Annotated in this window: 29 protein-coding genes and 2 pseudogenes; 20 read left to right on the top strand and 11 right to left on the bottom strand. The window is 68.7% G+C overall.

The window, feature by feature from the left end:
• The first annotated feature begins 18 nt into the window (after positions 1-18).
• Positions 19-273: a MoaD/ThiS family protein gene (locus M2283_RS29220; RefSeq protein WP_280879401.1), complete on the top strand. Its 255-nt coding sequence runs from the start codon at positions 19-21 to the stop codon at positions 271-273.
• Between the two features lie 2 nt (positions 274-275).
• Positions 276-1,421, top strand: a complete 1,146-nt coding sequence (locus tag M2283_RS29215; RefSeq protein ID WP_280879400.1) for a hypothetical protein — start codon at positions 276-278, stop codon at positions 1,419-1,421.
• Positions 1,422-1,647: 226 nt separating this feature from the next.
• On the opposite strand, the gene M2283_RS29210 is transcribed toward M2283_RS29215, so the two are convergent.
• The 6 genes from M2283_RS29210 to M2283_RS29190 all read right to left on the bottom strand — a co-directional run bounded on the left by M2283_RS29210 (position 1,648) and on the right by M2283_RS29190 (position 4,937).
• Positions 1,648-1,908 (bottom strand): DUF3099 domain-containing protein, encoded by a 261-nt coding sequence (locus tag M2283_RS29210; RefSeq protein WP_280879399.1) that lies wholly within the window; start codon positions 1,906-1,908, stop codon positions 1,648-1,650.
• Positions 1,909-2,010: 102 nt separating this feature from the next.
• The gene (locus M2283_RS29205; RefSeq protein WP_004986406.1) at positions 2,011-2,298 is read right to left on the bottom strand and encodes a DUF1416 domain-containing protein; all 288 of its coding nucleotides are present in this window, start codon (positions 2,296-2,298) and stop codon (positions 2,011-2,013) included.
• 42 nt (positions 2,299-2,340) lie between these two features.
• On the bottom strand, positions 2,341-3,180 hold the full coding sequence (locus tag M2283_RS29200) for a sulfurtransferase (RefSeq protein WP_280879398.1): 840 nt from the start codon (positions 3,178-3,180) through the stop codon (positions 2,341-2,343).
• Positions 3,181-3,304: 124 nt separating this feature from the next.
• The gene (locus M2283_RS51990) at positions 3,305-3,385 is read right to left on the bottom strand and encodes an Ms5788A family Cys-rich leader peptide (RefSeq protein WP_350751515.1); all 81 of its coding nucleotides are present in this window, start codon (positions 3,383-3,385) and stop codon (positions 3,305-3,307) included.
• Positions 3,386-3,609: 224 nt separating this feature from the next.
• On the bottom strand, positions 3,610-4,350 hold the full coding sequence (locus M2283_RS29195) for an LmeA family phospholipid-binding protein (RefSeq protein ID WP_280879397.1): 741 nt from the start codon (positions 4,348-4,350) through the stop codon (positions 3,610-3,612).
• 185 nt (positions 4,351-4,535) lie between these two features.
• Positions 4,536-4,937 carry a hypothetical protein gene (locus tag M2283_RS29190; protein WP_280879396.1) on the bottom strand — a complete coding sequence of 134 codons (402 nt, stop codon included), beginning with the start codon at positions 4,935-4,937 and terminating at the stop codon, positions 4,536-4,538.
• A gap of 191 nt (positions 4,938-5,128) precedes the next feature.
• On the opposite strand from M2283_RS29190, the pseudogene M2283_RS51985 reads away from it, so the two are divergent.
• The 3 genes and pseudogenes from M2283_RS51985 to M2283_RS29180 all read left to right on the top strand — a co-directional run.
• A pseudogene (locus tag M2283_RS51985) lies at positions 5,129-5,302 on the top strand (helix-turn-helix domain-containing protein); the annotation flags it as partial.
• A gap of 72 nt (positions 5,303-5,374) precedes the next feature.
• Positions 5,375-5,816 (top strand): annotated as a pseudogene (locus M2283_RS51980) (Scr1 family TA system antitoxin-like transcriptional regulator).
• Positions 5,817-5,851: 35 nt separating this feature from the next.
• On the top strand, positions 5,852-6,040 hold the full coding sequence (locus M2283_RS29180; protein WP_280879395.1) for a DUF397 domain-containing protein: 189 nt from the start codon (positions 5,852-5,854) through the stop codon (positions 6,038-6,040).
• On the opposite strand, the gene M2283_RS29175 is transcribed toward M2283_RS29180, so the two are convergent.
• Complete coding sequence (locus M2283_RS29175) at positions 6,034-6,396, bottom strand: DsrE family protein (RefSeq protein ID WP_280879394.1); 363 nt, start codon at positions 6,394-6,396, stop codon at positions 6,034-6,036. The genes M2283_RS29180 and M2283_RS29175 overlap by 7 nt on opposite strands.
• Positions 6,397-6,497: 101 nt before the next feature.
• On the opposite strand from M2283_RS29175, the gene M2283_RS29170 reads away from it, so the two are divergent.
• From M2283_RS29170 to M2283_RS29140, 7 genes are all read left to right on the top strand, one after another.
• The gene (locus M2283_RS29170; protein ID WP_280879393.1) at positions 6,498-7,235 is read left to right on the top strand and encodes a hypothetical protein; all 738 of its coding nucleotides are present in this window, start codon (positions 6,498-6,500) and stop codon (positions 7,233-7,235) included.
• On the top strand, positions 7,232-8,185 hold the full coding sequence (locus M2283_RS29165) for a hypothetical protein (protein ID WP_280879392.1): 954 nt from the start codon (positions 7,232-7,234) through the stop codon (positions 8,183-8,185). Before M2283_RS29170 ends, M2283_RS29165 begins: the two co-directional genes overlap by 4 nt.
• Positions 8,182-9,141, top strand: a complete 960-nt coding sequence (locus M2283_RS29160; RefSeq protein ID WP_280879391.1) for a hypothetical protein — start codon at positions 8,182-8,184, stop codon at positions 9,139-9,141. Before M2283_RS29165 ends, M2283_RS29160 begins: the two co-directional genes overlap by 4 nt.
• A 234-nt stretch (positions 9,142-9,375) precedes the next feature.
• The gene (locus M2283_RS29155) at positions 9,376-9,951 is read left to right on the top strand and encodes an FABP family protein (protein WP_280879390.1); all 576 of its coding nucleotides are present in this window, start codon (positions 9,376-9,378) and stop codon (positions 9,949-9,951) included.
• Positions 9,952-10,032: 81 nt separating this feature from the next.
• Positions 10,033-11,148: an RNA-guided endonuclease InsQ/TnpB family protein gene (locus tag M2283_RS29150; protein ID WP_280879389.1), complete on the top strand. Its 1,116-nt coding sequence runs from the start codon at positions 10,033-10,035 to the stop codon at positions 11,146-11,148.
• Positions 11,149-11,296: 148 nt separating this feature from the next.
• The gene (locus M2283_RS29145) at positions 11,297-11,734 is read left to right on the top strand and encodes a Fur family transcriptional regulator (protein ID WP_280879388.1); all 438 of its coding nucleotides are present in this window, start codon (positions 11,297-11,299) and stop codon (positions 11,732-11,734) included.
• 10 nt (positions 11,735-11,744) lie between these two features.
• Positions 11,745-12,710 carry a YgfZ/GcvT domain-containing protein gene (locus tag M2283_RS29140; RefSeq protein WP_280879387.1) on the top strand — a complete coding sequence of 322 codons (966 nt, stop codon included), beginning with the start codon at positions 11,745-11,747 and terminating at the stop codon, positions 12,708-12,710.
• 22 nt (positions 12,711-12,732) lie between these two features.
• Here the strand turns inward: M2283_RS29140 and dtd are convergent, their stop codons facing one another.
• Complete coding sequence (gene dtd, locus M2283_RS29135; protein ID WP_280879386.1) at positions 12,733-13,158, bottom strand: D-aminoacyl-tRNA deacylase; 426 nt, start codon at positions 13,156-13,158, stop codon at positions 12,733-12,735.
• 157 nt (positions 13,159-13,315) lie between these two features.
• Between dtd and M2283_RS29130 the strand changes: the two genes are divergently transcribed.
• The 3 genes from M2283_RS29130 to M2283_RS29120 all read left to right on the top strand — a co-directional run bounded on the left by M2283_RS29130 (position 13,316) and on the right by M2283_RS29120 (position 16,394).
• The gene (locus tag M2283_RS29130) at positions 13,316-13,945 is read left to right on the top strand and encodes an aerial mycelium formation protein (RefSeq protein ID WP_280879385.1); all 630 of its coding nucleotides are present in this window, start codon (positions 13,316-13,318) and stop codon (positions 13,943-13,945) included.
• A 103-nt stretch (positions 13,946-14,048) separates the two neighbouring features.
• Positions 14,049-15,032 carry an asparaginase gene (locus M2283_RS29125; RefSeq protein ID WP_280879384.1) on the top strand — a complete coding sequence of 328 codons (984 nt, stop codon included), beginning with the start codon at positions 14,049-14,051 and terminating at the stop codon, positions 15,030-15,032.
• 108 nt (positions 15,033-15,140) lie between these two features.
• Positions 15,141-16,394, top strand: coding sequence for a GNAT family N-acetyltransferase (locus M2283_RS29120; protein WP_280879383.1), 1,254 nt, complete (start codon positions 15,141-15,143; stop codon positions 16,392-16,394).
• 217 nt (positions 16,395-16,611) lie between these two features.
• Here the strand turns inward: M2283_RS29120 and M2283_RS29115 are convergent, their stop codons facing one another.
• The gene (locus tag M2283_RS29115; protein ID WP_280879382.1) at positions 16,612-16,794 is read right to left on the bottom strand and encodes a hypothetical protein; all 183 of its coding nucleotides are present in this window, start codon (positions 16,792-16,794) and stop codon (positions 16,612-16,614) included.
• A gap of 229 nt (positions 16,795-17,023) precedes the next feature.
• On the opposite strand from M2283_RS29115, the gene M2283_RS29110 reads away from it, so the two are divergent.
• Complete coding sequence (locus M2283_RS29110; protein WP_280879381.1) at positions 17,024-17,881, top strand: winged helix-turn-helix domain-containing protein; 858 nt, start codon at positions 17,024-17,026, stop codon at positions 17,879-17,881.
• A gap of 39 nt (positions 17,882-17,920) precedes the next feature.
• Here M2283_RS29110 and M2283_RS29105 read toward each other — a convergent pair whose 3' ends face one another.
• On the bottom strand, positions 17,921-18,109 hold the full coding sequence (locus M2283_RS29105; RefSeq protein ID WP_280879380.1) for a hypothetical protein: 189 nt from the start codon (positions 18,107-18,109) through the stop codon (positions 17,921-17,923).
• A gap of 216 nt (positions 18,110-18,325) precedes the next feature.
• Here M2283_RS29105 and M2283_RS29100 point away from each other — a divergent pair, with 216 nt between their 5' ends.
• Together M2283_RS29100 and M2283_RS29095 are read left to right on the top strand one after the other, a co-directional pair.
• Positions 18,326-19,207, top strand: coding sequence for a winged helix-turn-helix domain-containing protein (locus M2283_RS29100; RefSeq protein WP_280879379.1), 882 nt, complete (start codon positions 18,326-18,328; stop codon positions 19,205-19,207).
• Between the two features lie 29 nt (positions 19,208-19,236).
• Positions 19,237-19,944 carry an HAD family hydrolase gene (locus M2283_RS29095; protein WP_280879378.1) on the top strand — a complete coding sequence of 236 codons (708 nt, stop codon included), beginning with the start codon at positions 19,237-19,239 and terminating at the stop codon, positions 19,942-19,944.
• Here the strand turns inward: M2283_RS29095 and M2283_RS29090 are convergent.
• The gene (locus M2283_RS29090) at positions 19,935-20,117 is read right to left on the bottom strand and encodes a hypothetical protein (protein ID WP_280879377.1); all 183 of its coding nucleotides are present in this window, start codon (positions 20,115-20,117) and stop codon (positions 19,935-19,937) included. The two genes, M2283_RS29095 and M2283_RS29090, sit on opposite strands and share 10 nt — an antisense overlap.
• Positions 20,118-20,288: 171 nt before the next feature.
• Here M2283_RS29090 and M2283_RS29085 point away from each other — a divergent pair, with 171 nt between their 5' ends.
• Positions 20,289-21,161 carry a winged helix-turn-helix domain-containing protein gene (locus M2283_RS29085; RefSeq protein WP_280879376.1) on the top strand — a complete coding sequence of 291 codons (873 nt, stop codon included), beginning with the start codon at positions 20,289-20,291 and terminating at the stop codon, positions 21,159-21,161.
• Positions 21,162-21,479: 318 nt separating this feature from the next.
• Complete coding sequence (locus M2283_RS29080) at positions 21,480-23,672, top strand: phosphotransferase (protein ID WP_432423137.1); 2,193 nt, start codon at positions 21,480-21,482, stop codon at positions 23,670-23,672.
• Positions 23,673-23,720 lie beyond the last annotated feature (48 nt).

Genomic DNA, 23,720 nt, shown 5'->3' with positions numbered 1-23,720 from the left:
AGAGGAACCGGTATCCGGATGCCAAAGGTGACGGTGCGCTATTGGGCCGCCGCGAAGGCCGCGGCCGGGGTGGCCGAGGAGCCGTACGACGCGGGCACGCTCGCCGAGGCGCTCGACGCCGTGCGTGGGCGACACCCCGGCGAACTCGCGCGCGTCCTGCGCCGATGCTCGTTCCTCATCGACGGTGACCCCGTGGGCACCCGCGGACATGAGACGGTACGGCTGGCCGACGGCGGCACGGTCGAGGTGCTCCCGCCGTTCGCAGGAGGGTGACGATGACCGACCAGCCGTACGACCCCAGGTACCAGGGCTACGACCCGTACCAGCAGCAACCCCAGCAACAGCAGCCGCCGCAGCAACCCCAGCAGCAGCCGCAGCAGCAGTGGCCGGGCCAGCAGGGCTACGACGACCCGCACGCCGCCCAGCAGTACACGCAGCAGTGGCAGGGCCAGACCTGGGAGACCCAGGTCCACCAGCCGGTGGCCCCGGCGGACACGGCATACCTGCCCCCGCAGACACCCCCGCCCCACGGCGCATACGGCAACGAGCCCCAGCCCTGGCAGCAGGCACCGATGGCACCCGCGCCGCCCCCCGCCCCCGAACCTCCCGCGACGGACGCCTCCGCCGCCACCTACGGCCCGGCCACCGTCGCGGGCAACGCCCGCATCACGGACGCCCAACGCGCCCGCCTGGAGGGCCGCTCCCCGATCATCGACCCGGGCATGCGGCCGGCGGCCCTCACGGCGCTGCTGGGTGTCCTCCTGTCGGCGACGGCAGCGGCAGGCTCGTACGCCCTCCTCATCCCCCTGATCGCACTCCAGGGGGTCACGGCGGCGGGTTGGTTCCGCCTGAACGGCATGTGGCCGGCCCGCCAGGGCATCGCGCTGGCGTTCCTGGGCGCGCTGGTGGCGGACGTGGCCCTGCTGACGGCGGGCCGCGAGAACGGCCCGGCGGCCATCCTCGGCACCCTGGGCGTCTGGGTCCTGCTCTCCCTGGTCCTGCAACTCCGCTCCCACGCCGACCCGGACGAGCGGATGTACGGCCTGATGGCGAGCGTCGCGTCAGCGGCCCTGGCGATCATCGCGACGGGCTACCTGGCGGCCGACCCGGAAGCGGTCACGGTAGGCGCGGCGGCGGCAGCGGTAGCCATCCTGGCCCGCGCCCTCCCACTACCGACCCCGGCCTCCCTGATCGTCTCGCTCCTGGCCGCGGCCGGCGCGGGCATCGCGGTAGGCGGCCTGACGGACTACGGCCCCAAGGGCGCGTTGCTGGGCGCGGCAGCGGCGGCCTGCGCCCTCATCGGCCACCGAGTAGCGGCCTACGACTACCCGTCCCGCTTCGTCCACTTCACAGCGGGCGTCGCCCTGCCGCTGGCCACGGCGGCACCGGTGGTGTGGGTGCTGGGTCGGGCACTGGCGTAATCCAGTCTTGGCGCCGGCCCGCATCTGTCAGCCCGTCCGGCGTCCGAGGCCGAGCGATTGCCGTCCCGATCCCCGACCCACCCGTGGGGACGGCGCCTTCTCGACGCGGGTCGCATTTCTCAGCCCGTCCGGCGTTTGAGGACGAGGCCCCTTCAGGGCCGAAGCGGGGGTCTGGGGGCGCAGGCCCCAGGGCACGCGCGCGACGGGCAAGCCCGGGCCCCGCGGCTCAGGGACGCCGTTTCTTGCCGTCCAGTTCGTCCCACCAGTCGTCGGACTTGGGGTCGCCGGACGGGTCGTCCCACCAGCGGTCGTCCGGGCCTCGCCGGTTCGCCACCATCGCGGCGACCGGCGGGATCAGCATGGCGACCACGCACATGCCCACGGCGACCGGCACGGACCACAGGCGCACGACGCCCCAGGCCAGGACGAAGAGCCCGATGCACGTGCCCATCATGGCGAAGTAGACATGACGCCGTCGTGCCAACATAAGTCCAGCGTAGGCCCGAACGGCGCGGAGGGCCGCACCCCCGACGGGGTGCGGCCCTCCGGCCTATCAGGTACTGCTCGGGTACCGCTCTCGCGTACCGCCTCAGACCGCGATCGCGACCTCTGCCAGCCCACCCTGCTGGGCGACGACCGTGCGGTCGGCCGTGCCACCCGGCACGAGCGCGCGAACGGTCCACGTGCCCTCGGCCGCGTAGAAGCGGAACTGCCCCGTCGCCGAGGTCGGAACCTCCGCGGTGAACTCACCGGTCGAGTCCAGGAGCCGGACATAGCCCGTCACCGGCTCGCCGTCACGCGTCACCTGGCCCTGGATCGTGGTCTCACCGGGCTTGATCGTCGAGGCGTCCGGGCCGCCGGCCTTCGCTCCGCACATGTCGTCTCTCCTGAGGGGTGATGAAGGGGTCGGTCGGTGGTCCTACTTGTTGGCGCCGAGCTCGATCGGCACGCCGACGAGGCTGCCGTACTCGGTCCACGAGCCGTCGTAGTTCTTGACGTTCTCGACCTCGAGCAGCTCGTGCAGCACGAACCAGGTCAGGGCCGAGCGCTCGCCGATACGGCAGTACGCGATGGTGTCCTTGGCGAGGTCGACCTGCTCCTCGGCGTAGAGCTCCTTGAGCTCGTCGTCCGACTTGAAGGTGCCGTCGTCGTTGGCGTTCTTCGACCACGGGATGTTGCGCGCGGACGGGACGTGACCCGGACGCTGCGACTGCTCCTGCGGCAGGTGGGCCGGCGCGAGCAGCTTGCCGGAGAACTCGTCGGGCGAGCGCACGTCGACCAGGTTCTGCGCACCGATCGCGGCGACGACGTCGTCACGGAAGGCGCGGATCGCGGTGTTCTGCGGCTTGGCCTTGTAGTCGGTGGTCGCGCGCTCGGGCACGTCCTCCACCAGCTCGCGGGCGTCCAGCTCCCACTTCTTGCGGCCGCCGTCGAGGAGCTTGACGTTCTCGTGGCCGTAGAGCTTGAAGTACCAGTAGGCGTAGGACGCGAACCAGTTGTTGTTGCCGCCGTAGAGGATCACCAGCGTGTCGTTGGCGATGCCCTTCGCCGACAGGAGCTTTTCGAAGCCCTCCTGGTCGATGAAGTCGCGGCGGACCGGGTCCTGCAGGTCCTTGGTCCAGTCGATGCGGATCGCGTTACGGATGTGGTTCTTCTCGTAGGCGGACGTGTCCTCGTCCACCTCCACGATCGCGATGTCGGCGTTGTCCAGGTTGTCCTGGACCCAGTCGGCGTCGACCAGGACGTCGCTGCGGCTCATGCTCTTTCTCCTCCGGGCAGTTACGGCGGGGTGTGCGAGTGCGAGGGGTGCGCGTGCTCGTACGAGGGCGTGCGCACAGATGCCCTGATCAGGGCGGGGGGATGCGAGAGCCGTACGCTCCCGCTCAGAAGGGGCGACAGAGCATGGCGGCGACGCGGCACAGGTCGACTGCCCGCCGCTTCGTGAGATCCGCCTGTCGCTTCATGACGACGATCGTAGGGACGGAAAGCCGGACATGTCACCGGCGTGTCAAATCGTGAGACGCGATCGTCCGCAATATGGGATGCGATCAGCGAACGAGGCCGCCGGGCCCGCTCCCGCACGACCACGGGCCGGATGTGTCCATCATCGCCTCTACGGTACGGACGGCGTCGTCTCGCCTGTCGGACACCGCCCGTTGAGGAACGACCCTCGCACTATCGGGCCGTCCTACCCGGCCAGCTTGACGTTCGAACCCTTCACCGCGATCTCCACACCACTCTGGGCGGCCTGCACACTGTCCAGTTTCACGCCGCCCGGCAGCTCGTCGATTGTCTGCTGGAAGTCGGTGATCGAGCGCATCTGCGAGTCGGCGAGATCGACGACGAGCTTGGGCAGGTTGTCGGCGTGCACCTTGACCGTGTCGCCGGCGACGGTGACCGTGCTGAGCACGGGGTACGTCTGCGACTGGCCGAGCGCCGAGACCTTCACGTCGACCTTGATCTTGCCGTTGCCGCCGTCGGAGAGGCCGATGACCTGGGCCTTGACGCCGGTGAAGACCTGCGTCGGCTCGGACTTGGCCGCCTTGAGCAGTTCGTCGTAGGCGATGGTGGCGGTGCCGGTCGCGGTGGACGCGGTGGCGGAGCTGTAGTCGCCGGAGAAGTCGACGCCCTTCATCTGGGCCTTGAGGTTGTCGATACGGATGGTCTGCGGGCCGGCGGTCCCGGTGTTGCCAGTGTCGGCCTCGTAGTCCTTGATACCGATCTCGACGTCCTTCAGCTCACCGGAGGCGACCTGGGTGAGGAACGGGAAGCCCTTGATGGAGACGTCCGGGGTGGAGGCCAGGTTCTCGGTGGTCTTCAGCTTGTCCGCGACCTCGCCCTGGGCGAAGTGCACGGCGACCCGGTCCGCGATCACGAAGAGGCCGCCCAGGATCACGACGACGATCAGAAGTATTCGCAGGGCGCGCATTCGGGTCCCCTACCTAGGCGGTCATCAAGACGACGGGTGCGACGGTCGTTTACGACGGTCATGACGACCGGGTGGCCGCCCAGCGTGAGATTAACCCCGTGGCCTACGAACGCAGGCGGATTGTCGATCAGCTGTGACAGGACGCCCCGTCAGGACGGGGCGAAAGGCGCATGACACCTGGCAGGTCACGGCCGGTGCTCCTCGCGCCGGTGCTGCCGCAGCAGGACGTTGGCGTCGGTCTCGGCGCTGCGGTCGTGTGCGGCGCGGGCGGCCTGGCGCAGCCGGTCCAGTTCGTCGCAGGTGGCACAGCCGGGGACGGGCGCGGGCGGTCGGCGCATGTCCTCGGGGTCCGGCGGCGGGGGCGTCTGACTCCGGTCGTTCGCCGCGCGGACGCCGGCGCTGAGCCGTTCCCGCGTGGTCGCGGGCCGCAGCAACGCCGGATCGGCCTGCCACTCCCGACCCCCGCCCACGGGGCGCAGCATCACGTACGGCCCAACGCGGTCGCGGTACTCGCCGACCTTGTTGGTCGAGGGGTCGAAGAGGAGGGTGCCGGGTTCGTGGCGGGTGGGGGTCGATTCCTGGCGCATGCGCTTTGCTCCCTTTGCCCAACATCTATACGAAATACGGGCAGTTGTACTACTCTGCGTATACCGGGTCGATACGAGGATGGCCCGGAAGTGGGGCCGATGCGCCGTTGACTGGCCGTTCTTCATCGCCTGACGGCGCTAATTCCACAAATTCCACAGCCGCCGGGTACATGGAGGGATGAAGGGGTGCGGTGCCGCTGAGGCGAGTCATCACGGGGCGCAGTCAGGAACCCAGGCAACGGTTCGCGGAGGAGCTGCGGTTACTGAGGGCGGCCAAGGGGGTGAGTCTGCGGGACCTCGGTGAGCAGCTGGGTTGGGACTGGTCCCTGTTCGGCAAGCTGGAGAACGGGCAGACGCTCGGGAGCCCGGAGGTCGTACAGGCGCTGGATGTGTATTACGGGACCCCGGGGCTGTTGCTGGCGCTCTGGGAACTGGCGATGGCGTATCCGACGCAGTTCAGGGAGCGCTATCGGCGGTACATGGTGCTTGAGGCGGAGGCGGTGAGTATGTGGCACTACGCCACGTCCAACTTGCCTGGCGTCCTCCAAACTCCGGCATACGCAAGGGAGTTGCTCGCCGCTGGTGGTCTCGCCGGTGAGGAGCTGAGCGCGCAGGTCGAGGCACGCATGGGGCGTCGCGAGCTACTGTTGGAGGACGGCGTGCCGCCCCAACGTCACGATCCAGGTGCTGCCGTTGTCCGCAGGTGTCCACGGACTGACGAACACCGACACGATGTTTCTGCGCGGCCGGGACGGCCAGACCGTGGCGTGGATCGAGACCGGATACTCCGGCGAGTTGGTCCAGGAATCCGCAGCGGTCGAACGCCTTCAGCTCCGATACGATCGGGTACGCGATTTGGCCCAGTCCCCGGATGAATAGCGGCAGTTCATCGTGCGAATGCTGGAGGAAGCGCCATGCGAGCCATCGACCTGAGCAACGTCACCTGGCGCAAGAGCAGCTACAGCAACTCGGACGGCGGAGCCTGCGTCGAGGTCGCCCCCGACCACCCCTCCGTCGTCCCGGTCCGCGACAGCAAGGACCCCGCCCGAGGCGCCCTCGTTTTCTCAGCGGACGCGTGGGCGCACTTCGTGGCGGCTCAGTAGACGAGGGCCTGCGTCTCGTCCGCCATCGCCTCCTGGACGAACACCTGCGCCCCGGCGATCCGGACGCCCTCGATGACGTCCTTCTCCGTGATGTCCCGCCGGGCCGCGCACTGGGTGCACAGGGTCACTTTGCCGCCGGCGAGGAGCGAGTCGAGCAGATCGGGCAGCGGCGCCGCATGGGGCAGGTCGAACTCCGCCGCGCGCCCCGGAAGCGCGAACCACGCCGACTCGCCGGTCAGCCAGAGGGAGACGTCGACCCCGCTGGCCACGGCCACGGCAGCCACCGTAAAAGCCTGGGAGCAGCGTTCGGGGGCGTCCGCGCCGGCCGTCACCTTGATCACGAGCTTCTTCGCCATGGCCGAATCGTAATCAACGCCTCCGCAACTACGGACGTGACCCGAGAGTCTTCTGTGCGCGTACATATGGCATGTGCGCTACACGTTCTGTGGGGGACGTCTTGGAAGTACCCGAACCGGCGGAGCCAACCGCGCGCCGGCGTCGTGGCCGTACCGCCCTGCTGATCGCCGGAGCCACTGTGCTCGGCGTCGTCGCGGGGACCTGCGTCGGCTATCTGATCCAGGCCGACCGCGAGCCGACGAAGCTGGCCTCGCTGTCCCAGCCGGTGCTGGCGCAGGCGAAGGGCCCGGGCCCCGAGCCGCTGTCGGCCGCGCAGGACCGTCAGGTGAAGGTCGACGGCGATCTGCGCAAGCTGCTGTTGAAGAAGCCGGGCGGCGCGAAGAAGGCGGACTGGCTGCCCGCCGACGACGGCTGGATGGATCTGGCCGCCTACGCCGACACGTACGAGAAGCCGGACGAGATGTTCGGCACGCTGGTCGGCTACGAGTTCCGCCGTGCCGCGATCACCGGCTGGGAGTCCGGCCACCAGACCGTCGAGATCAGGCTGCTCCAGTTCCGCCAGGAGGAGTCCGCCGCGGCGGCCGACGTGGTGGAGAACAACCAGTACTGGGCCGACAACAAGTCCGGCACCGACAGCTGGTCCGTGCCGGGCACCGGCGAGGGCATGGCGTACGTCCACACCAAGCCGCACACCGAGGCGGGGTACCTGCCGGTGTACAGCGCCGAGGCCACCGCCTCCCGCGGCGACGTCGCCATCGAGATCTGGGTCTACGACACCAAGCCGATCCCCAAGGCGAAGATCATGGACCTGGCCAAGCGGCAGATGGAGCGGCTGTGAACGAGAACGAGAACGAGCCGGTCGACTCCGTCGGTGAGGCGGCTCCTGCCCCCGAGGTCGGTCCCGTCGATGAGGCGAGTCCTGCCGCCGACGCCGCTCCCGTCGCCGAGTCCGGTCCCGTCGGTGAGGTCGGGCCCGTCGAGCCCGCCGGGACGGCGACCGCTCCCGAGCCGTCCGCCAGGAACCCTCGCCGTCGGCGTCGTGTCGTCGCCGTCACGGCGGGCGTGCTGCTCGCCGCCGCTGTGGTCGCCGGGGTCGTGTACACCGTCATCACCGTGCGCAACGCCGACCGTGACGCGGAGGCGCCGGAGTGGAAGTTCCCGTCGCGGAGGCTGGACGGGCAGGGTGCGGGGAGCCGGCCCAAGGTCGCGTCCGTGAACGGCCTCGGCGGGATGCTCGTCCCGTTCGGGACCGACGGCTGGAGCCGTGGGCCCGATCTCGGGGAGTTCGGGTCGGACGCGGAACTCAGCGGCGCCCAGGCCTCGGCCCTGCGCAAGGAGTCGCTCAGCGACCTGCCCCGCTCCCAGCGCACACAGCTGCAGAAGCAGTACGACAAGCACCCCATCAAGGGCATGGCGATGCGCAGCTACCTCAACTCCGAGCCCAGCAGCGTCAGTGACAACGAGGGGATCTTCGCCGTCAGCGTCCTGCTGACCCGCATGGACAGCCAGGCCCAGGCCAAGAACCTCTCGGCGCTCCAGAACGCACTCTTCGAGAGCCTCGACGTCTTCCGCAAGGGCCCCGCCGTCAAGGGCTACAAGGACGCCAAGTGCTTCCTGCCGCCCAAGGACGACAAGGCGGACCTCAGCGGCATGATCTGCTCCGCGCGCATCGGAGACGTCATGGTCACCGTCACCGCGGACGGGCCCAAGCCACTCGACACCAAGGGGGTCGCGTTGCTGACGAGCGAACAGCTCGACCGCATCGCGGAGCCGGGGGAAGCGGTATGACCGAGCAGACGGAACAGAAGACACCGGTGCCGGCAGCGGAGCAGGAGGCTGCGCCGGCCGAGCAGGCGTCCGCACCGGCCGAGCCCGTGACGGCGCCGCCGATGCCGGCCGCGCCGCCCCCGGTACCCGAGCTGATCCCCGTACCGGAATCGGCCCTCGCACTACCGGAACCTGAAATCGCCGCCCCCAAGAAGGACCGCCGAGCCCTGCGGAGCATGCTGCGCTGGACGGCCGCCGTCGTCGTGTTCGCGGCGGTCGGGGCGGGGACGGCGTACGGGATCACCGGGATGGAGCGGACGGACGTACCCGGACTGGCCACCGCGTCGGACGGGCGGTGGGACTACCCGACGCTCACCCTGCCGCCGCTGCCCTCCGGCAGCCCGGCGCCCTTCGCCGAGGCGAACAAGGCCGGCGCGCACTACGCCGACCTGCGCGCCCTCGTCCTGCCCGCGCCGAAGGGGGCGACGCAGGACAAGAAGCTGCGCGGCGAGGACGGGTGGCTGGCGACGAAGGACTTCCTGGCGGAGTACGCCGAGAAGGACGACCGTGCCGAGCTGGCGCAGAAGTTCACCGACGTCGGCCTGCGGCACATCGCGGCCCGCGGCTGGACCACCCCGGACGGCACGCACACGCGCGTGTACCTGCTGCAGTTCGGCACGGCCGCGGTCGTGGACGAGATGTTCAGCTCGAACATCGCCCCGTACAGCAGCCCGGGCTACGCGCTGCGCGGCGCCCCCGACTCCGTCTTCGACGAGGACTACCCGGACGCGGCGCGGCTGGAGAAGATCCCGTACTCCGCGTACGTCGAGACCAAGCCGTACGGCGCCGAGCACGTCCGGCAGGCGTACCTGTCCGCCGGTGACGTCCTGGCCCTGGTCGTGGAGTCCCGCAAGGGCGGCGCGAAGGCCGTGCCCTTCCGGCAGACGGTCGCCCTGCAGAGCCAGCTGCTGGGCTGAGCCGCGCAGGGAGTACCTCGCGGAGAGAGCCGGGCCCCGGCCGACTAAGCTGGGGCCCGGCTCAGTACCGCCCACTTCCGATCGTCCGAGGAGCCCCCCGTGCTTGAGGCATTCTTCGAAGCCCTGCTCGTCCTTGTCTGCGTAGGCGTCCTCGCCTTCGCCGGGCTGACCGTGAAGAAGCTGTACCAGGGCCAGCGCTGATCCCCATAAAGCCTTAAAGGAACTGCCGATCCCATGATCGAGATCCCGTCCGACCTTCACAAGGACCTGGTCCCCCTCGTCTTCCTGCTCGGCGACTGGGCCGGTGCGGGCGTGCACGACTTCCCCGGCTCCGAGAAGTGCAACTTCGGCCAGGAGGTCACCTTCAGCCACGACGGGCGGGACTTCCTGGAGTACCACTCCCACACCTGGGTGCTGGACAACGACGGGAACAAGGTCCGCCCGCTGGAGTCCGAGTCCGGCTTCTGGCGCATCGACGCCGACCGCAAGGTCGAGGTCACGATGACCCGCGACGACGGCGTCATCGAGATCTGGTACGGCGAGCTGGCCAAGCAGAAGCCCCAGATCGACCTGGTCACGGACGCCGTCGCCCGCACCGCCGCCTCCAGCCCCTACACCGGCGGCAAGCGCCTCTACGGCTACGTCAAGAGCGACCTCATGTGGGTCGGCGAGAAGCAGACCCCCGACGTCGAGCTCCGCCCCTACATGTCCGCCCACCTCAAGAAGGTCGTCACCCCGGAAGACGTCGAACGCTGGGCGAAGGCCCTCCCGGACGACATGCCGGACGACGGGATCGCTTTCTTCAAGTAGTCCCCGCCCTTGGTCACCTGTTCGAGTGACGGATGTGGATCGGCGGGACGCGGCTCGGGCTGCCGCCTAGCGTTCTGCATCATGAAGTTGGCGGTGCGGGTCAAGCTCCTGCCGACGCCCGAGCAGGCGTCGGCGCTTGAGGCAACCCTGCGTGCCTGCAACGAGGCGGCCAACTGGCTGTCCTCCGAAGCGTTCACTCAGCAGGTGACCTCCCGGGCGGGCCTGCAGGCCAGCGCCTACGCGGATCTCCGGGCGCGGGGGCTGTCGGCGCAGCCCGCGCTCCATGTGGTGCGGAAGGTCGCCGACGCCTACGCCGCCCTGAAGGCAAAGGTGTGGGCGGGGAATCTGGGTGCGCCCGGTTCTGAACGATGTGCCCGGTCCACCTCGAAGCCGATCACGTTCGGCTCGGGGGCGGCCCAGCCGTTCGACGACCGCTGTCTGTCCTGGCAGGTGAGCGCCGCCACGGTGTCGACCTGGACTGTCGGTGGGCGGTTGAAGGGCATCGCTTTTGCGGGGCATCCGAAGCAGGTGGAGTTGCTGGCCCGCTACCGACGCGGCGAGTCGGATCTGCTGTACCGAAACGGTCAGTGGTACCTGACAGCGACCTGCGAGATCCCCGAAGTCGACGAGAACAAGAGTCCTGCCGGGCTCATCGGCGTGGACCTGGGGATCGTGAACATCGCCACGACCTCCACCGGGAAACGACACCGTGGACGCCGCTTGAATCGGTGCCGCGAACAGGACCGGAAACTCCGCGGCAAGCTGCAGCGGAAGGGCACCAAGTCTGCCAAGCGGCGGGCGAAACGACATGCGGGGCGGGAAGCGCGCCGGGCTCGCGACATCAACCACAAGATCAGTAAGTGCATCCTGGCGGAGGCTCAACGCACTGGTCGTGGGATCGCTCTGGAAGATCTGGGCGGCATCCGCGAGCGGGTACGGCTCAAGAAGCCCCAGCGCGTCAGGTTGCACTCCTGGGCTTTTCATCGGCTCGGCCAGTTCATCGCCTACAAGGCCAAGCGGGTCGGGGTGCCGGTCGTCCAAGTCGATCCGGCCCACACCAGCCGGGAATGCTCCCGGTGTCATCACGTCGACAGGCGTAACCGGCCGTCACAGGCCGTGTTCGTCTGCGGATACTGCGGCTTCGCTGAGCACGCGGATCTGAATGCGTCCCACAACATCGCCGCACGCGGCTGGTGAGTGTGGGTCCGCGGGCCAGGTCAGCGGCCCCTGCTCTCGCACTCGTGGTGTGAGGCTGGACGCGGCCGGGTCGTCGAAGCCGTCGACGGACCGAGCTGCAAACCCGGGACGCCTGCCCGGGTGGCTGACGTAGTCCTACACTTCCAGTGTGGTGAGCACCGACTGGAAGAGTGACCTCAGGCAGCGCGGCTACCGGCTGACGCCGCAGCGGCAACTCGTGCTCGAAGCCGTGGACACCCTGGAGCACGCGACCCCCGACGACATCCTCGGCGAAGTACGGAAGACCGCGTCGGGGGTCAACATCTCCACCGTGTACCGGACCCTGGAGCTCCTGGAGGAGCTCCAGCTGGTCAGCCACGCGCATCTCGGGCACGGGGCGCCGACGTACCACCTCGCGGACCGACACCATCACATCCACCTGGTCTGCCGGGACTGCGACAACGTCATCGAGACGGACGTGGCGGTGGCCGGCGAGTTCACGGCCAAGCTCCGCGAGACCTTCGGCTTCGAGACCGACATGAAGCACTTCGCCATCTTCGGTCGCTGCCGGGACTGCTCGCTCAAGAGTTCAACTACCGAGTCGTAGGCTTGTGCGCATGAAGAGCCCTCTGCTGTCCCTGCCCGGCGCGGTTCCCGCCGAGGGCGTGGACGAAAGCGTCGCCGCCCACTACGGCGACCTGTTCCGCGAGCAGCGTGCCCTCGCCGACGGCACCGGATTCGTCGACCTCTCCCATCGGGGTGTCGTCGCCGTCACCGGTGCGGACCGGCTGAGCTGGCTGCACCTGCTGCTCACCCAGCACGTCAGCGACCTGCCGGCCGGCCTCGCCACCGAGGCGCTGATCCTCTCCGCGCACGGCCACATCGAGCACGCCCTGTATCTGGTCGACGACGGCACGACGGTCTGGATGCACGTGGAGCCCGGCACCCAGGAGGCGCTGATCGCCTACCTGGAGTCGATGAAGTTCTTCTACCGGGTCGAAGTCGCCGACCGGAGCGACGAGTTCGCGGTGGTGTACCTGCCCGCCGGGTCCATCGCCGAGGTGCCCGAAGGCGTCGTCGTACGCGAGACGCCCTACGGCCGTGATCTCTTCGTGCCGAGCACCGAGCTGGAGTCCTTCGCCGCGAAGGCCGGCCCCCCGGCCGGGATCCTCGCCTACGAGGCCCTGCGCGTCGAGCACCACCAGCCCCGCCTCGGCTTCGAGACCGACCACCGCACCATCCCGCACGAGCTGGGCTGGATCGGCTCGGCGGTCCATCTGCAGAAGGGCTGCTACCGCGGCCAGGAGACCGTCGCCCGCGTCGAGAACCTGGGCAAGCCCCCGCGCCGGCTGGTCTTCCTCCACCTCGATGGCAGCGAGGTCCATCTGCCCGCCGCGGGCACGGAACTCCGGGTCGCCGACGAGGGGCCCGACGGCCGCAAGATCGGCTTCATCACGACGGCCGTACGGCACCACGAACTGGGCCCGATCGCCCTCGCGTTGGTGAAGCGGAACGTGCCCCTGGACGCGCGGCTGCTCGCCGACGCCACGGCCGCGGCCCAGGAAGTCGTCGTAGAGCCGTAGGTTTTCAGGGGCGGGGCGACGCTCACATCTCCAGCAGGACCGTGAACGGGCCGTCGTTCGTCAGTGAGACCCGCATCTGCGCGCCGAAGCGGCCCGTCGCCACCGTCGCGCCCAGGGCGCGGAGTTGGGCGACGACCTCGTCGACCAGGGGTTCGGCGATGTCGCCGGGGGCGGCCGCGTTCCAGGTGGGGCGGCGGCCCTTGCGGGCGTCGCCGTACAGGGTGAACTGGCTGATGACCAGGAGCGGGGCGTCGATGTCGCTGCACGACCTCTCGTCGTGCAGCATGCGAACGGACCAGAGTTTGCGGGCGAGTTGGGCCGCCTTCTCCTTGGTGTCCTCGTGCGTGACGCCGACCAGGACGCACAGGCCCTCGCCCTCGATCGCCCCGACCGTCTCGCCTTCTACGACAACACTCGCGCCGTCGACCCTCTGCACCACTGCTCGCATGCCGACCATGATGCCGTGCCCGCCGGAACCATTCGAAGCCGGCTTCTTTTTGCTCCTTAACCCCCCATCTGGGGCCGATCGGGGGCACTCGGTCACATAGCGGCCACTTGGGGTGGCACGATGCTTCCACATCCGGTCGAGGGGACGGTAGAGGCACATGAGCACACCGAGTACCGGGCAGCCACCCGGGGCGGTCTCGTTGATCCGTGACGAGCACCGCACACCGCTACGGCCGCCCACGCAGCGCACCGACAGCCCAGGACAGCGCATCGACAGCACCGGTCTGCCCGCCGATCCGCCCGAACCCGACCTGACCGTGCTGAGCCTGCCCGAGCTGCGCACGCTGCGCCGCGACGCGCAGCGCGACGAGGCCGACCTCAGCTATGTACGGCGGCTGCTCCAGGGCCGTATCGACATCCTCCGCGCGGAACTGGCCCGGCGCTCCCCGGCGGGCGCCGCCTCCATGGTCGTGGTCGAGCGGCTCGGTGAGATCCTGACCGACGCCCCGGCCCGGCACCGCTCCTCGGCCCGCCACGTGACGCTGGGTACGCCGCACGGCGAGGAGTACCGGCTGCTGGCCGCGGACATGCTCGCGGAGGTCGAGCTGTCGGACCTGGACGCCCGTACGGACCTGGAACTGAACACGGCGATGGGCCGCCTCGTGCGCTACGAGCAGCAGGTCTCCCGGCGCCGGCAGCGGCTGCAGCGCACGGCGGACGGCTGCAGCGGGGAGATCGCCCGCAGGTACCGTGAAGGGGAAGCGCAAGTCGACGACCTGCTGATGTGAGGCGGGGCCCCGGCGATCCCGGGTGCGCCGGGCCTCCGGGCGGGTCCGCTCCATCCGGGTGTGTCAGGGCTCACCCGGGACCCTCTCCGGAAGGCCACCGCCGATGTCCGTCCCCGCATCCGTCTCCCCTTCTCCCTCCCCCTCCGGCATACCTCCGGTCCTCGCCGAGGTCGTCCGCTCCGGGTTCGTCGAGAGCAGGCACCGGGGCAGCCTGGTCCTCCTGGACGCGGACGGGGCGGTGGAACTGGCGCTGGGCGAGGTGACGGAGCCGGTCTTCCCGCGCTCCTCCAACAAGCCGATGCAGGCGGCCGGAGTACTGCGGGCAGGCCTCGACCTGAGCGGCGAACGGCTCGCACTGGCCGCCGCCAGCCACTCGGGCGAACCCTTCCACCGTGACCTCGTCCAGAAGATGCTCGACGAGCACGGACTGGACGCGGGCCAACTCCAGTGCCCGCCCGACCTCCCGCTGGACGAGGCGGAGCGCGAGACCTACCTCGCCGCCGGCGCCGTACGCGACCGCGTCACCATGAACTGCTCCGGCAAGCACACCGCGATGCTCGCCGCGTCCGCCCTGCGCGGCTGGCCCTTGGAGACCTACCTGGACCCGGCCCACCCGCTCCAGCAACTCATCCACAGGGTTGTGGAGGAAGCGTCGGGCGAGCGGGTCGCGGCGACGGGCACGGACGGCTGCGGGGCGCCCCTGATGGCGATCACCCTGACCGGCCTGGCCCGCGCCTACCGCACCTTCGTCCTGTCCGCCCCCGACACCCCCGAACGCCGGGTGGCCGACGCCATGCGCGCCCACCCCGAATACGTCGCCGGCACCCACCGCCACGACACCTGGCTCATGCGCGAGGTCCCGGGCGTCCTCTCGAAGATGGGCGCGGACGGCGTCCAGGCGGTCGCCCTCCCGGACGGCCGCGCCCTCGCCTTCAAGGTCGAGGACGGGGCGGTACGGGCACTGCGGCCGGTACTGGCCCGGGCGCTGACCCTGCTGGGGGTCGAGTCGCCGGTGGTGGAGCGGATCGGGCGGGTGCCGTTGTCGGGCGGTGGGCGAGAGGTGGGGGAGATTCGGGCGGGGTTCTGAGGAGGGGGCCCGGTGTCCGGGCGGGTTCCCAGGGGGAGGCCCCTGTGTCCAGGGTGCGTCTCGAAAATCCGCGCGACGACCTCACCGCCGTAGATCTACGGTGATCTCATGAGCCGACCCGCGAATATCGACGTCCGTCCGATCACCGAGGCCGAGTTTCCCGACTGGCTGCGTGCGGTGAACACCGGGTTCCTTCGGGAACCGGTGGTGGGGGAGGCCGAGTTGGCGGCTCGGCGTACGCAGTTCGAGGCGGGGCGGTATCTGGCGGCGTTCGACGGGGATCGGTGTGTGGCGACGTTCCGGTCGTTCGCGCAGGAGGTCACGGCGGTCGGGGGTGCCCCGGTGGCCGCCGACGCCGTCACGGGTGTCACCGTCACGGCCACTCATCGCCGGCGCGGACTGCTCACGCGCATGATGAACCAGGATCTCGCGGCCGCGAAGGAGCGGGGCGATGTGGTGGCTACGTTGATCGCCGCCGAGTACCCGATCTACGGGCGCTACGGCTTCGGGCCCGCCGCCTCGACGGCCGAGTGGGTCGTCGACGTGCCGCGCACCGGGCTCGACCGGCGTTGGTCCGGCCCGGCGGACGGCGGACGCATCGACCTCTTGGAGCCCGAGGAGGTACGCAAGATCGGCCCGGAGCTGCATGAGCGGGTGCGTCGCGGGCTGCCGGGTGCCGTCAGCCGGGACGACTGGTGGTGGCAGCTCAGGACGGGCGCCGTACGCGTCGAACCGAAGTGGACGGTCCCGTTCTTCGTCGCGTACCGCGCGCCGGACGGCACGGTCGAGGGCCTCGCGGCCTACGAGGTGGACGACAACTGGGGTGACGCCAAGCAGCCGTTGGACACGGCGACCGTGCGCTGGCTGAGCGCGGCGACGCCGGCCGCCGAGCGGGCCCTGTGGCACTACCTCTGCTCGATCGACTGGGTGACCCAGGTGAAGTCCGGCCCCCGCGCCCCCGACGACCTGCTCCCCCTCCTCCTGCCCGACCCGCGCGCCGCCCGCATCACCACGCAGTCGGACTGGTTCTGGGTACGGATCCTGGATGTCGTACGGGCGCTGGAGGCGCGTACGTACGAGGGGACGGGGTCCCTGGTCCTTGAGGTGGCCGACCGGGCCGGCCTTACGGGCGGGCGCTACCGGTTGGAGGCGTCGCCGCAGGGCTCGTCCTGCGTGCCGACCACCGAGAGCGCCGAACTCTCCCTCGACGTGGCCGAGTTGGCGACGCTGTGGCTCGGTGACGAGTCGGCGGTGCGGCTTGCCGCGCTGGGCCGGGTGCGGGAAGAACGAGCGGGCGCCGGCCGGTCGGCCGACGCCCTGCTGCGTACGTCCAGGCGTCCTTGGTGCCCGGACATGTTCTGAGGTCTCCCTTCTTCCGACGGTGATTCAGGGCTGTTGCGGTACTCATCCGTAGCTGTGCTGTTCAGTTGTGGCTGTGCGGTTGTGCCTGTTCAGTTGTGGCTGTGCCGGTGGAACTGTTCAGTTGTCGGTGTTCAGTTGTGGCTGTGCGGTTGGTGCAGACTGACCAAGCTCCCGGCTCCCCTCCGGAAGGGAGCCCGGTCAGCCGGACTGTGTCGGCTCAGCCGGACTGCGCGAGCAGCATCACGAGGATGACCGCTCCGATGCCGCTGATCAGGGTGGAGCGGGCCTTGAGTCCGACGGTCAGCGCGACGATGGCGATGATGCCCATCGGGCCGTACCGCCACTGGACGAGCTGCTCGAAACCGATGGCGAGGGCGGCGACGAAGAGTGCGAGCGGCATGAACGGTCCCTCCTTCGGGACGGGGAGGCGGACCCCGGTGGCCAACCCTCCTGAAGTTTGACCATGTTGCTCAAGTTGGCGACCAACTTCACTTTACTTATCTCCGCTTGGAAGCGTCTCATAACCACCTTCGGGGGAACTGCCCAAAGATGGCGGGAAGTTGTAGTGTTTGGTCGTGGACCCGAAACACGGCTCCGTCAATGGGCGGACGAGGTCACAGCGGCCACAGATGTCCCATCACGACGTGGCCGACGAGCTGCGCGCCCGGATAGCCAGCGGCGCGCTGCGTGCGGGCCAACGGATGCCCACCCAGGCCAGGTTGGCCGACGAGTTCGGCGTCGAGCGGGGTGCCGTGCGCCAGGCGCTGCGGATTCTGCAGTCCGAGCACCTGTTGACCAACGTGTCCAAGGGAAGCCCCGCGACCGTGGCCCTCGACCCGGGACTCGGCAACGCCCTGACCGGCCCCGCAGCGCCCCCGCAGCTCACCACCGTCGCCCTCGCTCCCCGCGTGGCGGCCGCGTTCGCGACCTCTCATGTCGAGATAGACGCCCTGTGTCTGACCTCGGTTTCGCTGACCCTGGCGATGGGCGAACCGCTGCGCCAGATCCACGCGGGACAGCTAAATCCGGCCAAGGTGGATGTGCGCGTCCTGCTCCCGTCGCGGGACATCGACCTGGCGTTCCCGACCCCCGTGGACGACGACTCCACCGACGACCGGCTGCAACGCCGTTGGCTGGCCCAGCGCAATGCCCAGGGCCAGGTGCTCCAGCACAACCTGCTGGCGTTACGCGCCACGCACGGCATCGACGTGCACGTCACCTTCCGCGCCCTGCCCTTCACCCCGCCGGTGAAGCTGTATCTGGTCAACGGCACGGAGGCGCTCTTCGCGTACTACACGCTCACGCGGCGCGAGGAGGAGATCGGCGAGGAGCACCTGGAGATGTACGACGCCGAGGGCACGCAGTCCGTGCTGTTCTCCTTCGCGCAGGGTGCCGGCCTGCGCGACACCACCTTCGTCGAGCAGTCCCACCTGTGGTTCAACGCGCTGTGGGAGACGATCAGTTCGGAGCTGACGCTCACGACCTGACGTCTCCCACGGTGAGAGGCCGGACGGTTGGTGCTCCGCTCATAGAGCCGGGCCCGTGACCAGCAGGGCGAGGACTACGGCGCCGATGGAGCTGACGGCCGGGTTCTTGGCCTTGATGCCTATCGTGAGCATGAGCAGCCCGATGATCCCGGTGACGCCGTACTTCCACTGGAGGGTCTGCTCGATGCCGACGACGAAGACGGCGGAGAGGAGAGCGAGGACAGGCACGGTGGTTCCCCCTTCAGGCTTCGCGGGCGGGACGGTGCGTGGGGGGTGGTGCGGTGGGGCGATGAGGCGGGGTGGACGGTGAGACGGTTAAAGGAAGCAAAACTTCCGCCAACTCAACCAAGTTGGCAACCAACTCCACCTAAGTTATCCCCACTTGGTACCTACTCATAAACAAGTCACCAACAACTCCCCGTAGATGGATTCGAGTTGTAGCGTTTGGTCGTGACACAGGAGAACGTGGCAGTGAACGGCAGCAGAAAGCTCTCCCCCCAGGAGATCGCCGACATCCTCAGGGACCGCATCCGCACCGGCGACCTCAAAGCCGGAGACCGCCTGCCCACCCAGGCCGAACTCGCCGACGAGTTCGGTGTGGAACGCGGCACCGTCCGCCAGGCCCTCCGAGCCCTCCAGGAGGACGGCCTCCTGAGCAACGTCAGCAAGGGCAGTCCGCCTCGCATCGCTGAACCCCCCGCGACGAGCGGGGAGCCACAGCCGACGATGGTGGGGTTGGCACCGCGCCTCACCCAGGCGTTCGCCCTGCCCCACGTCCGCATAGACGTCGTATGCCACACCGCGGAGACCCTGATGATCGCCCTCGGCGAATCGGTCCGCCAGATCCACGAGGGCACCGCCCGCCCCGAGTCCATCGACGTCCGCATCCTGCTGCCGTCGCGCGACATCGACCTGGCGTTTCCGAGGCTGGTGGAGGAGGAGCCGGGCGAGGAAGGCGCGGTCCACCAACGGTGGTTGGCGATGCGCAACGCACAGATCCACGTTCTCCGTCACAACTTGCAGGCCCTGCGCTCCACGCACGGCATCGACGTCCATGTCGCCTTCCGGGCCCTCCCCTTCACCCCGCCGGTCAAGCTGTACATCCTCAACCAGGAAGAGGTCCTGCTCGGGTACTACGTCCTGACCGCACGGGAGGAGGAGTACGAGAGCCAGACACTGGAGATGTATGACGCCCTCGGCTCCAAGTCCCTCCTCTTCTCCTTCGAGACCCGGGCCGGTCAGCGGGACGCGGCGTTTGTGGAGGAATCCCAGAAGTGGTTCGACGCCCTCTGGGAAACCATCACCACTGACCTGACACTCTCCTAGTGACTCCTGATACGACGCAGACTGAACTGGTGACGGTAGAGACAGGGAACCTGCGAGAACTGATCACCAACGCCCGCTTCGTCCTGTTCGACTTCGACGGCCCGATCTGCCAACTCTTCGCGGGACACAAGGCGGAGCAGGTGGCGAAGGAACTCGTCGACTGGCTGGAGGGGCAGGGCCTGCGCGGACTGCTGACCGAGGAGGAGCGAGGCCATCCGGACCCGATGGTCGTGCTCTACGCGGTCAACAGACGCCACCCGCACAGCGATCTGGTGGCGGAACTGGAGGAGAGACTCACCCAGCAAGAGCTGAAGGCGGTGATCTCCGCCATGCCGACGGCGTACGCGGATCCGCTCATACGCACCTGGTCCGCCGTCGGCAGCAGACTGGCGGTCGCCACCAACAACTCCCCCCGCACGGTGTCCAATTACCTCACCGACCGCGGCCTGGCCGGCTGCTTCGCCCCGCACGTCTACGGCCGCACAGGCGAACTCGACCTCCTCAAGCCGGACCCGCACTGCCTCAACCGCGCCCTGAACGCCATGGGCGCCGCCCCCTCCGCCGCGTTGATGATCGGCGACGCCCCCACCGACCTGTACGCGGCCGAGCGGGCCGGAGTGCCGTTCCTTGGCTACGCGCGTAACGAGTACAAGTTCCAACTGCTCAAGGACGCGGGGGCGCTGAACATCGTGGATTCGCTGTTGCCGGTGCTGCGCACGCTGCGGAGTCAAGCCTGAACCATCAGCAGGGTGAAGAGCGCGGCGGCCCAGAAGACCAGCCCGTTGTGCCGCGCGCGGATGCCTACGCCGATCAGGAACAGGAGCACCACACCGACGACGCCGAGCCTCGCCTGCGCCAGCATGCCTATGAAGAGCTCGGCGAGCCCTCCAAGTGACTGCAACAGGAGCATGCCCCCACCTCCCTTCCACTTCCGGTGAACCGATCAACTACCCGTCCAATTGGACTGGTTGACTTGAAGTGGATGTGCCCACCCCGGCTGATCCCTTAACCGGCCGGTCAGGTTGGCCGAGAGTTGACTGAAATTGGTGTGCTGGTGGAAGGGTGCGGGTACGGTCGGAGTGTGGACGGACAGAGCGCCGAGGGCGGTGGCAGGGAGTTCCAAAGGGTCTCGGACGAGTTGCGTGTCCGGATGACCGACGGGACGTACGTGCGGGGTTCCTTCCTGCCGTCCCAGCGTGATCTCGCCGAGGAGTTCGGGGTCTCCCGGGACACCGTCCAGCGGGCCATTCGGGAACTGGTGGACGAGGGATGGATCGAGTCCCGGCAGGGCAGCGGCTCACGCGTCATCAGAATCCAGCGCATACAGTCCTCGACCCCCAGGGCCACCCGGACGCGGCGCGGCATGACGCTGGGGCCCCTCATAAGCGAGGCCTTCGAAGCGCCCGAAGTCACCCTGGACGTACAGACTTTGACGTCGGAGTCGCTGGACATGCACATCCGACTCCAGGGCGAGCGCATCCATGGCGGTGTGATCAGACCGGAGCGCATCGCCCTACGCATGCTCCTGCCTGACGAGTCGATGCCGTTGCCTTATCCGCGTGTCAAAGGTGACAAGGACGACCCCCGCCCACGAGAGCGGCTGCAGGCCATCACGCAGCGGGCCACCGATTCACTACAGGGGCTGCTGGAGGACTTGCAGACTGAGCGACTGGTGGACTCCGTCGACGTGCAGGTTCGCCACGCGCCGCTGATCCCCACGTTCAAGCTCTACCTGCTCAACGGGGTTGAAGTCCTGCACGGAATGTACGAAGTGATCGAGCGTCCGATGCAGCTCGGGCCGGACGGAGAGGTGGTCACGGCCCTCGACGTCCTCGGCCTCGGAGCAACGCTGACGCATCACGTGAAGGACCATGATCCTGAGTCACCCGGATCCGTATTCGTGGACACCATGCAGACGTGGTTCGACTCGGTATGGGACCTGCTTGCCGAGTAGGGGCAATCCGCTTGCGCCTCGGGCATGTGACCGAGTGTGTTCTCGCTGGTCACATAGTGTGCCACGGTAGGAGGGGGGTGGTGATCGGGGCAGGGGTTCCATGCGCTACGATCCCCGAACCTCGACTGAGTAACCACTCACGTTCGTGCGTAATAGGGGCTAGGCGAACACGCCAGCCCTGAGCGTCCGGGTACAGATGTGTGGCAAACCACCCGTTGTGGCCATTTCCACTGTCACTCCGGGTCTTTTGTGCATCACGCTGCGTTTAGAGGGCCCCGACCCTTTCCACCCGTCGAGTCACATACCCCGGAGCGGCCAGTGGGTACACCGTCTGTCTCCCCTTTTCCGGCTGTGGGGCATGTCGCCCGGGTCCGGCCGGACGCCGTCTACAAGGCGTTCCTGGGGCGTGCCGAGCAACTGGGGCAGGCGAGCAACGGCTTCCACAATCAGAACCACGTGCTGCCGCTGACGCAGCCCATGGCGCATCTGGTGGCCCGTGCTCCCGGTACGTCGGTCATCGTGCGGGTCCGGCGCTCCGACGCGCTGCCGGTGGTGATCAGGACGTGGCAGAACGAGGCGGAGATCTTGCGCGCCATCAAGGGCGTCCTGCCCAACGTGCCGGAGTGCCTCTTCGAAGGGGACGGCTTCGCCATCCACAGCTATGTGGAAGGCGTACCTCTTTCGAGCGTCTGCGGCAACGGCAAGCCGGTCGACACCCTGCTCATTAAGGCGCTGGCGGCCCTCCTGGCGGAGACGGCGCAGGTACGCAGCGGAGCGCTGCCGGCGCTGCCGGCCAGCTGGCCCAGCAACCACAACGACAGCCGTGGCTTCCTGCAGACGCTCGCGCAGCTGGCCGACCAGCAGATCCGGCGCCCCAACTGGCACAACTTCGGAGGCCTGTTCGCGGCGCTCGGCATCCCCGAGGACGCCCTGCTCCGCCTGGCCGACCGAGTACCGGCCATGGCGCGGCGCCCCTACAGCCTGCTCCACGCGGACCTTCATCGCGACAACGTCATCATGTCGTACGGCGGATATCACCCGCTGATCTGCGTCGACTGGGAACTGGCCACCTACGGTGACCCCCTGCACGACCTGGCCACACACCTGGTCCGGATGCAGTATCCGGCGCACCAGTGGGACGAGGTCATCGATTCGTGGGTCGACGCCATGCGGGAGGTCCGCCCCGCTGCCGTCAACGGTGTGGCCAGGGATCTCCGTCACTACGTCGCCTTTGAGCGGGCGCAGTCCGTCTACCCGGACGTGATGCGCGCCGCACGCTCGCTGGAGGGCTCCGCCGATCAGAAGCACCTTGACGCGGCAACGGAATCGGTATGGCGGGCACTGGAGGCGGCAGCGGAGCCGCTGAGGCTGAGCAACGTCCCCAGTGAGCGGCAGATCAAGCAGATCCTCCTCCGCTGGGCGGCCGCTCGCTTCGGCGGCGGCCGCAGCTTCAGCGCCGGGGCGTTCGACTGGGACCGGGACGAACGCGTGCCGGAGCGCGACGACTTCCCTCAACAGGCAGTGCAGGACGCCCTTTTGGCAGAGGGCGCGGCGCCGGCCAGCAGGGTGTTCAAGGGAACCGCACACCTGAACACGGTGGTTGGCGTGTCGGGCTTTGACTCCAGCGTCGTGGTGCGGCGCATGGTGGCTGACGTCCGCAGACGCGAACGCGGCTTCTTCCTGAGCGAGCACGCCGTTCTACGAACCATCGAGAAGTCGGGTGTTGGCGTGGCCGCGCCGAAGATCCTCGCCCTGGGCTGGAGCCATGACGGACAGCCCTTCGCCATCCACACCTATGAGGGACCGAGCGACACCGAACGCCCTCCCAACCATCCGGTGCACGGACTGCTGCCACGCGAGGCGGACAAGCTCGTCGATCAGCTCCGTGCTCTGACGAAGGTGGACTTTCTCCAGGTCGACCCGCTGGCCGGTCAGGGACGCTTCTACGAGTGGCTGTGCGAACAGTTGGTGGCCATGGTCGGGGAACTGCCCAAGCAGTCACAGCAATTGGCCCGCTTCCTGGGGCTGCCCGACGCGGGCGTGCTGGCGCAGATCCTGGCTCGGCACACGGTGAGTGACCGGGCGCCGGCGCTGCTGCACGGAGACCTCAACCCGTGGAACCTCGTCCGCCGCGATGACGACCTAGCGCTGACCATCATCGACTGGGAGATGGCGCTAGTCGGCGACCCTCTCTACGACCTGGTCCGCCACATGCATCTGACGCCCACCCGGCCCGAGATCCGCGATCGTATGTTCAGCCGGTGGGAACGGCTACTGCCACCCGAGCACACGACAGCGTGGCGGCAGGATTGGCGTGTCTACCGGTGGATCGAGATCGTACGGTCCGCATATGTCGACCTGGACCGGCTGGTGACGGGCGCAAGCCTGGACGCCCCGAACGTCCGGCGCGCTGTGGACTCGTACGCCATGACCCTCGCCGCGGCCACCGCGTCCCTGGGCCTGCGGCGCCGCCCGGCGGCGAACCCGTATCTTGCTGCCGCCCTGGCATAGGGAGACCATGACTCCACCACAGGCCGGTATGTCCGTGGGCACATGACA

This window comes from Streptomyces pseudovenezuelae (genome assembly GCF_029892565.1).
In the GTDB taxonomy this organism is placed as follows: Bacteria; Actinomycetota; Actinomycetes; order Streptomycetales; family Streptomycetaceae; genus Streptomyces; species Streptomyces pseudovenezuelae_A.
The sequence above is the reverse complement of the archived record's forward strand: the minus strand, read 5'-3'. Positions and strand labels throughout refer to the sequence as shown.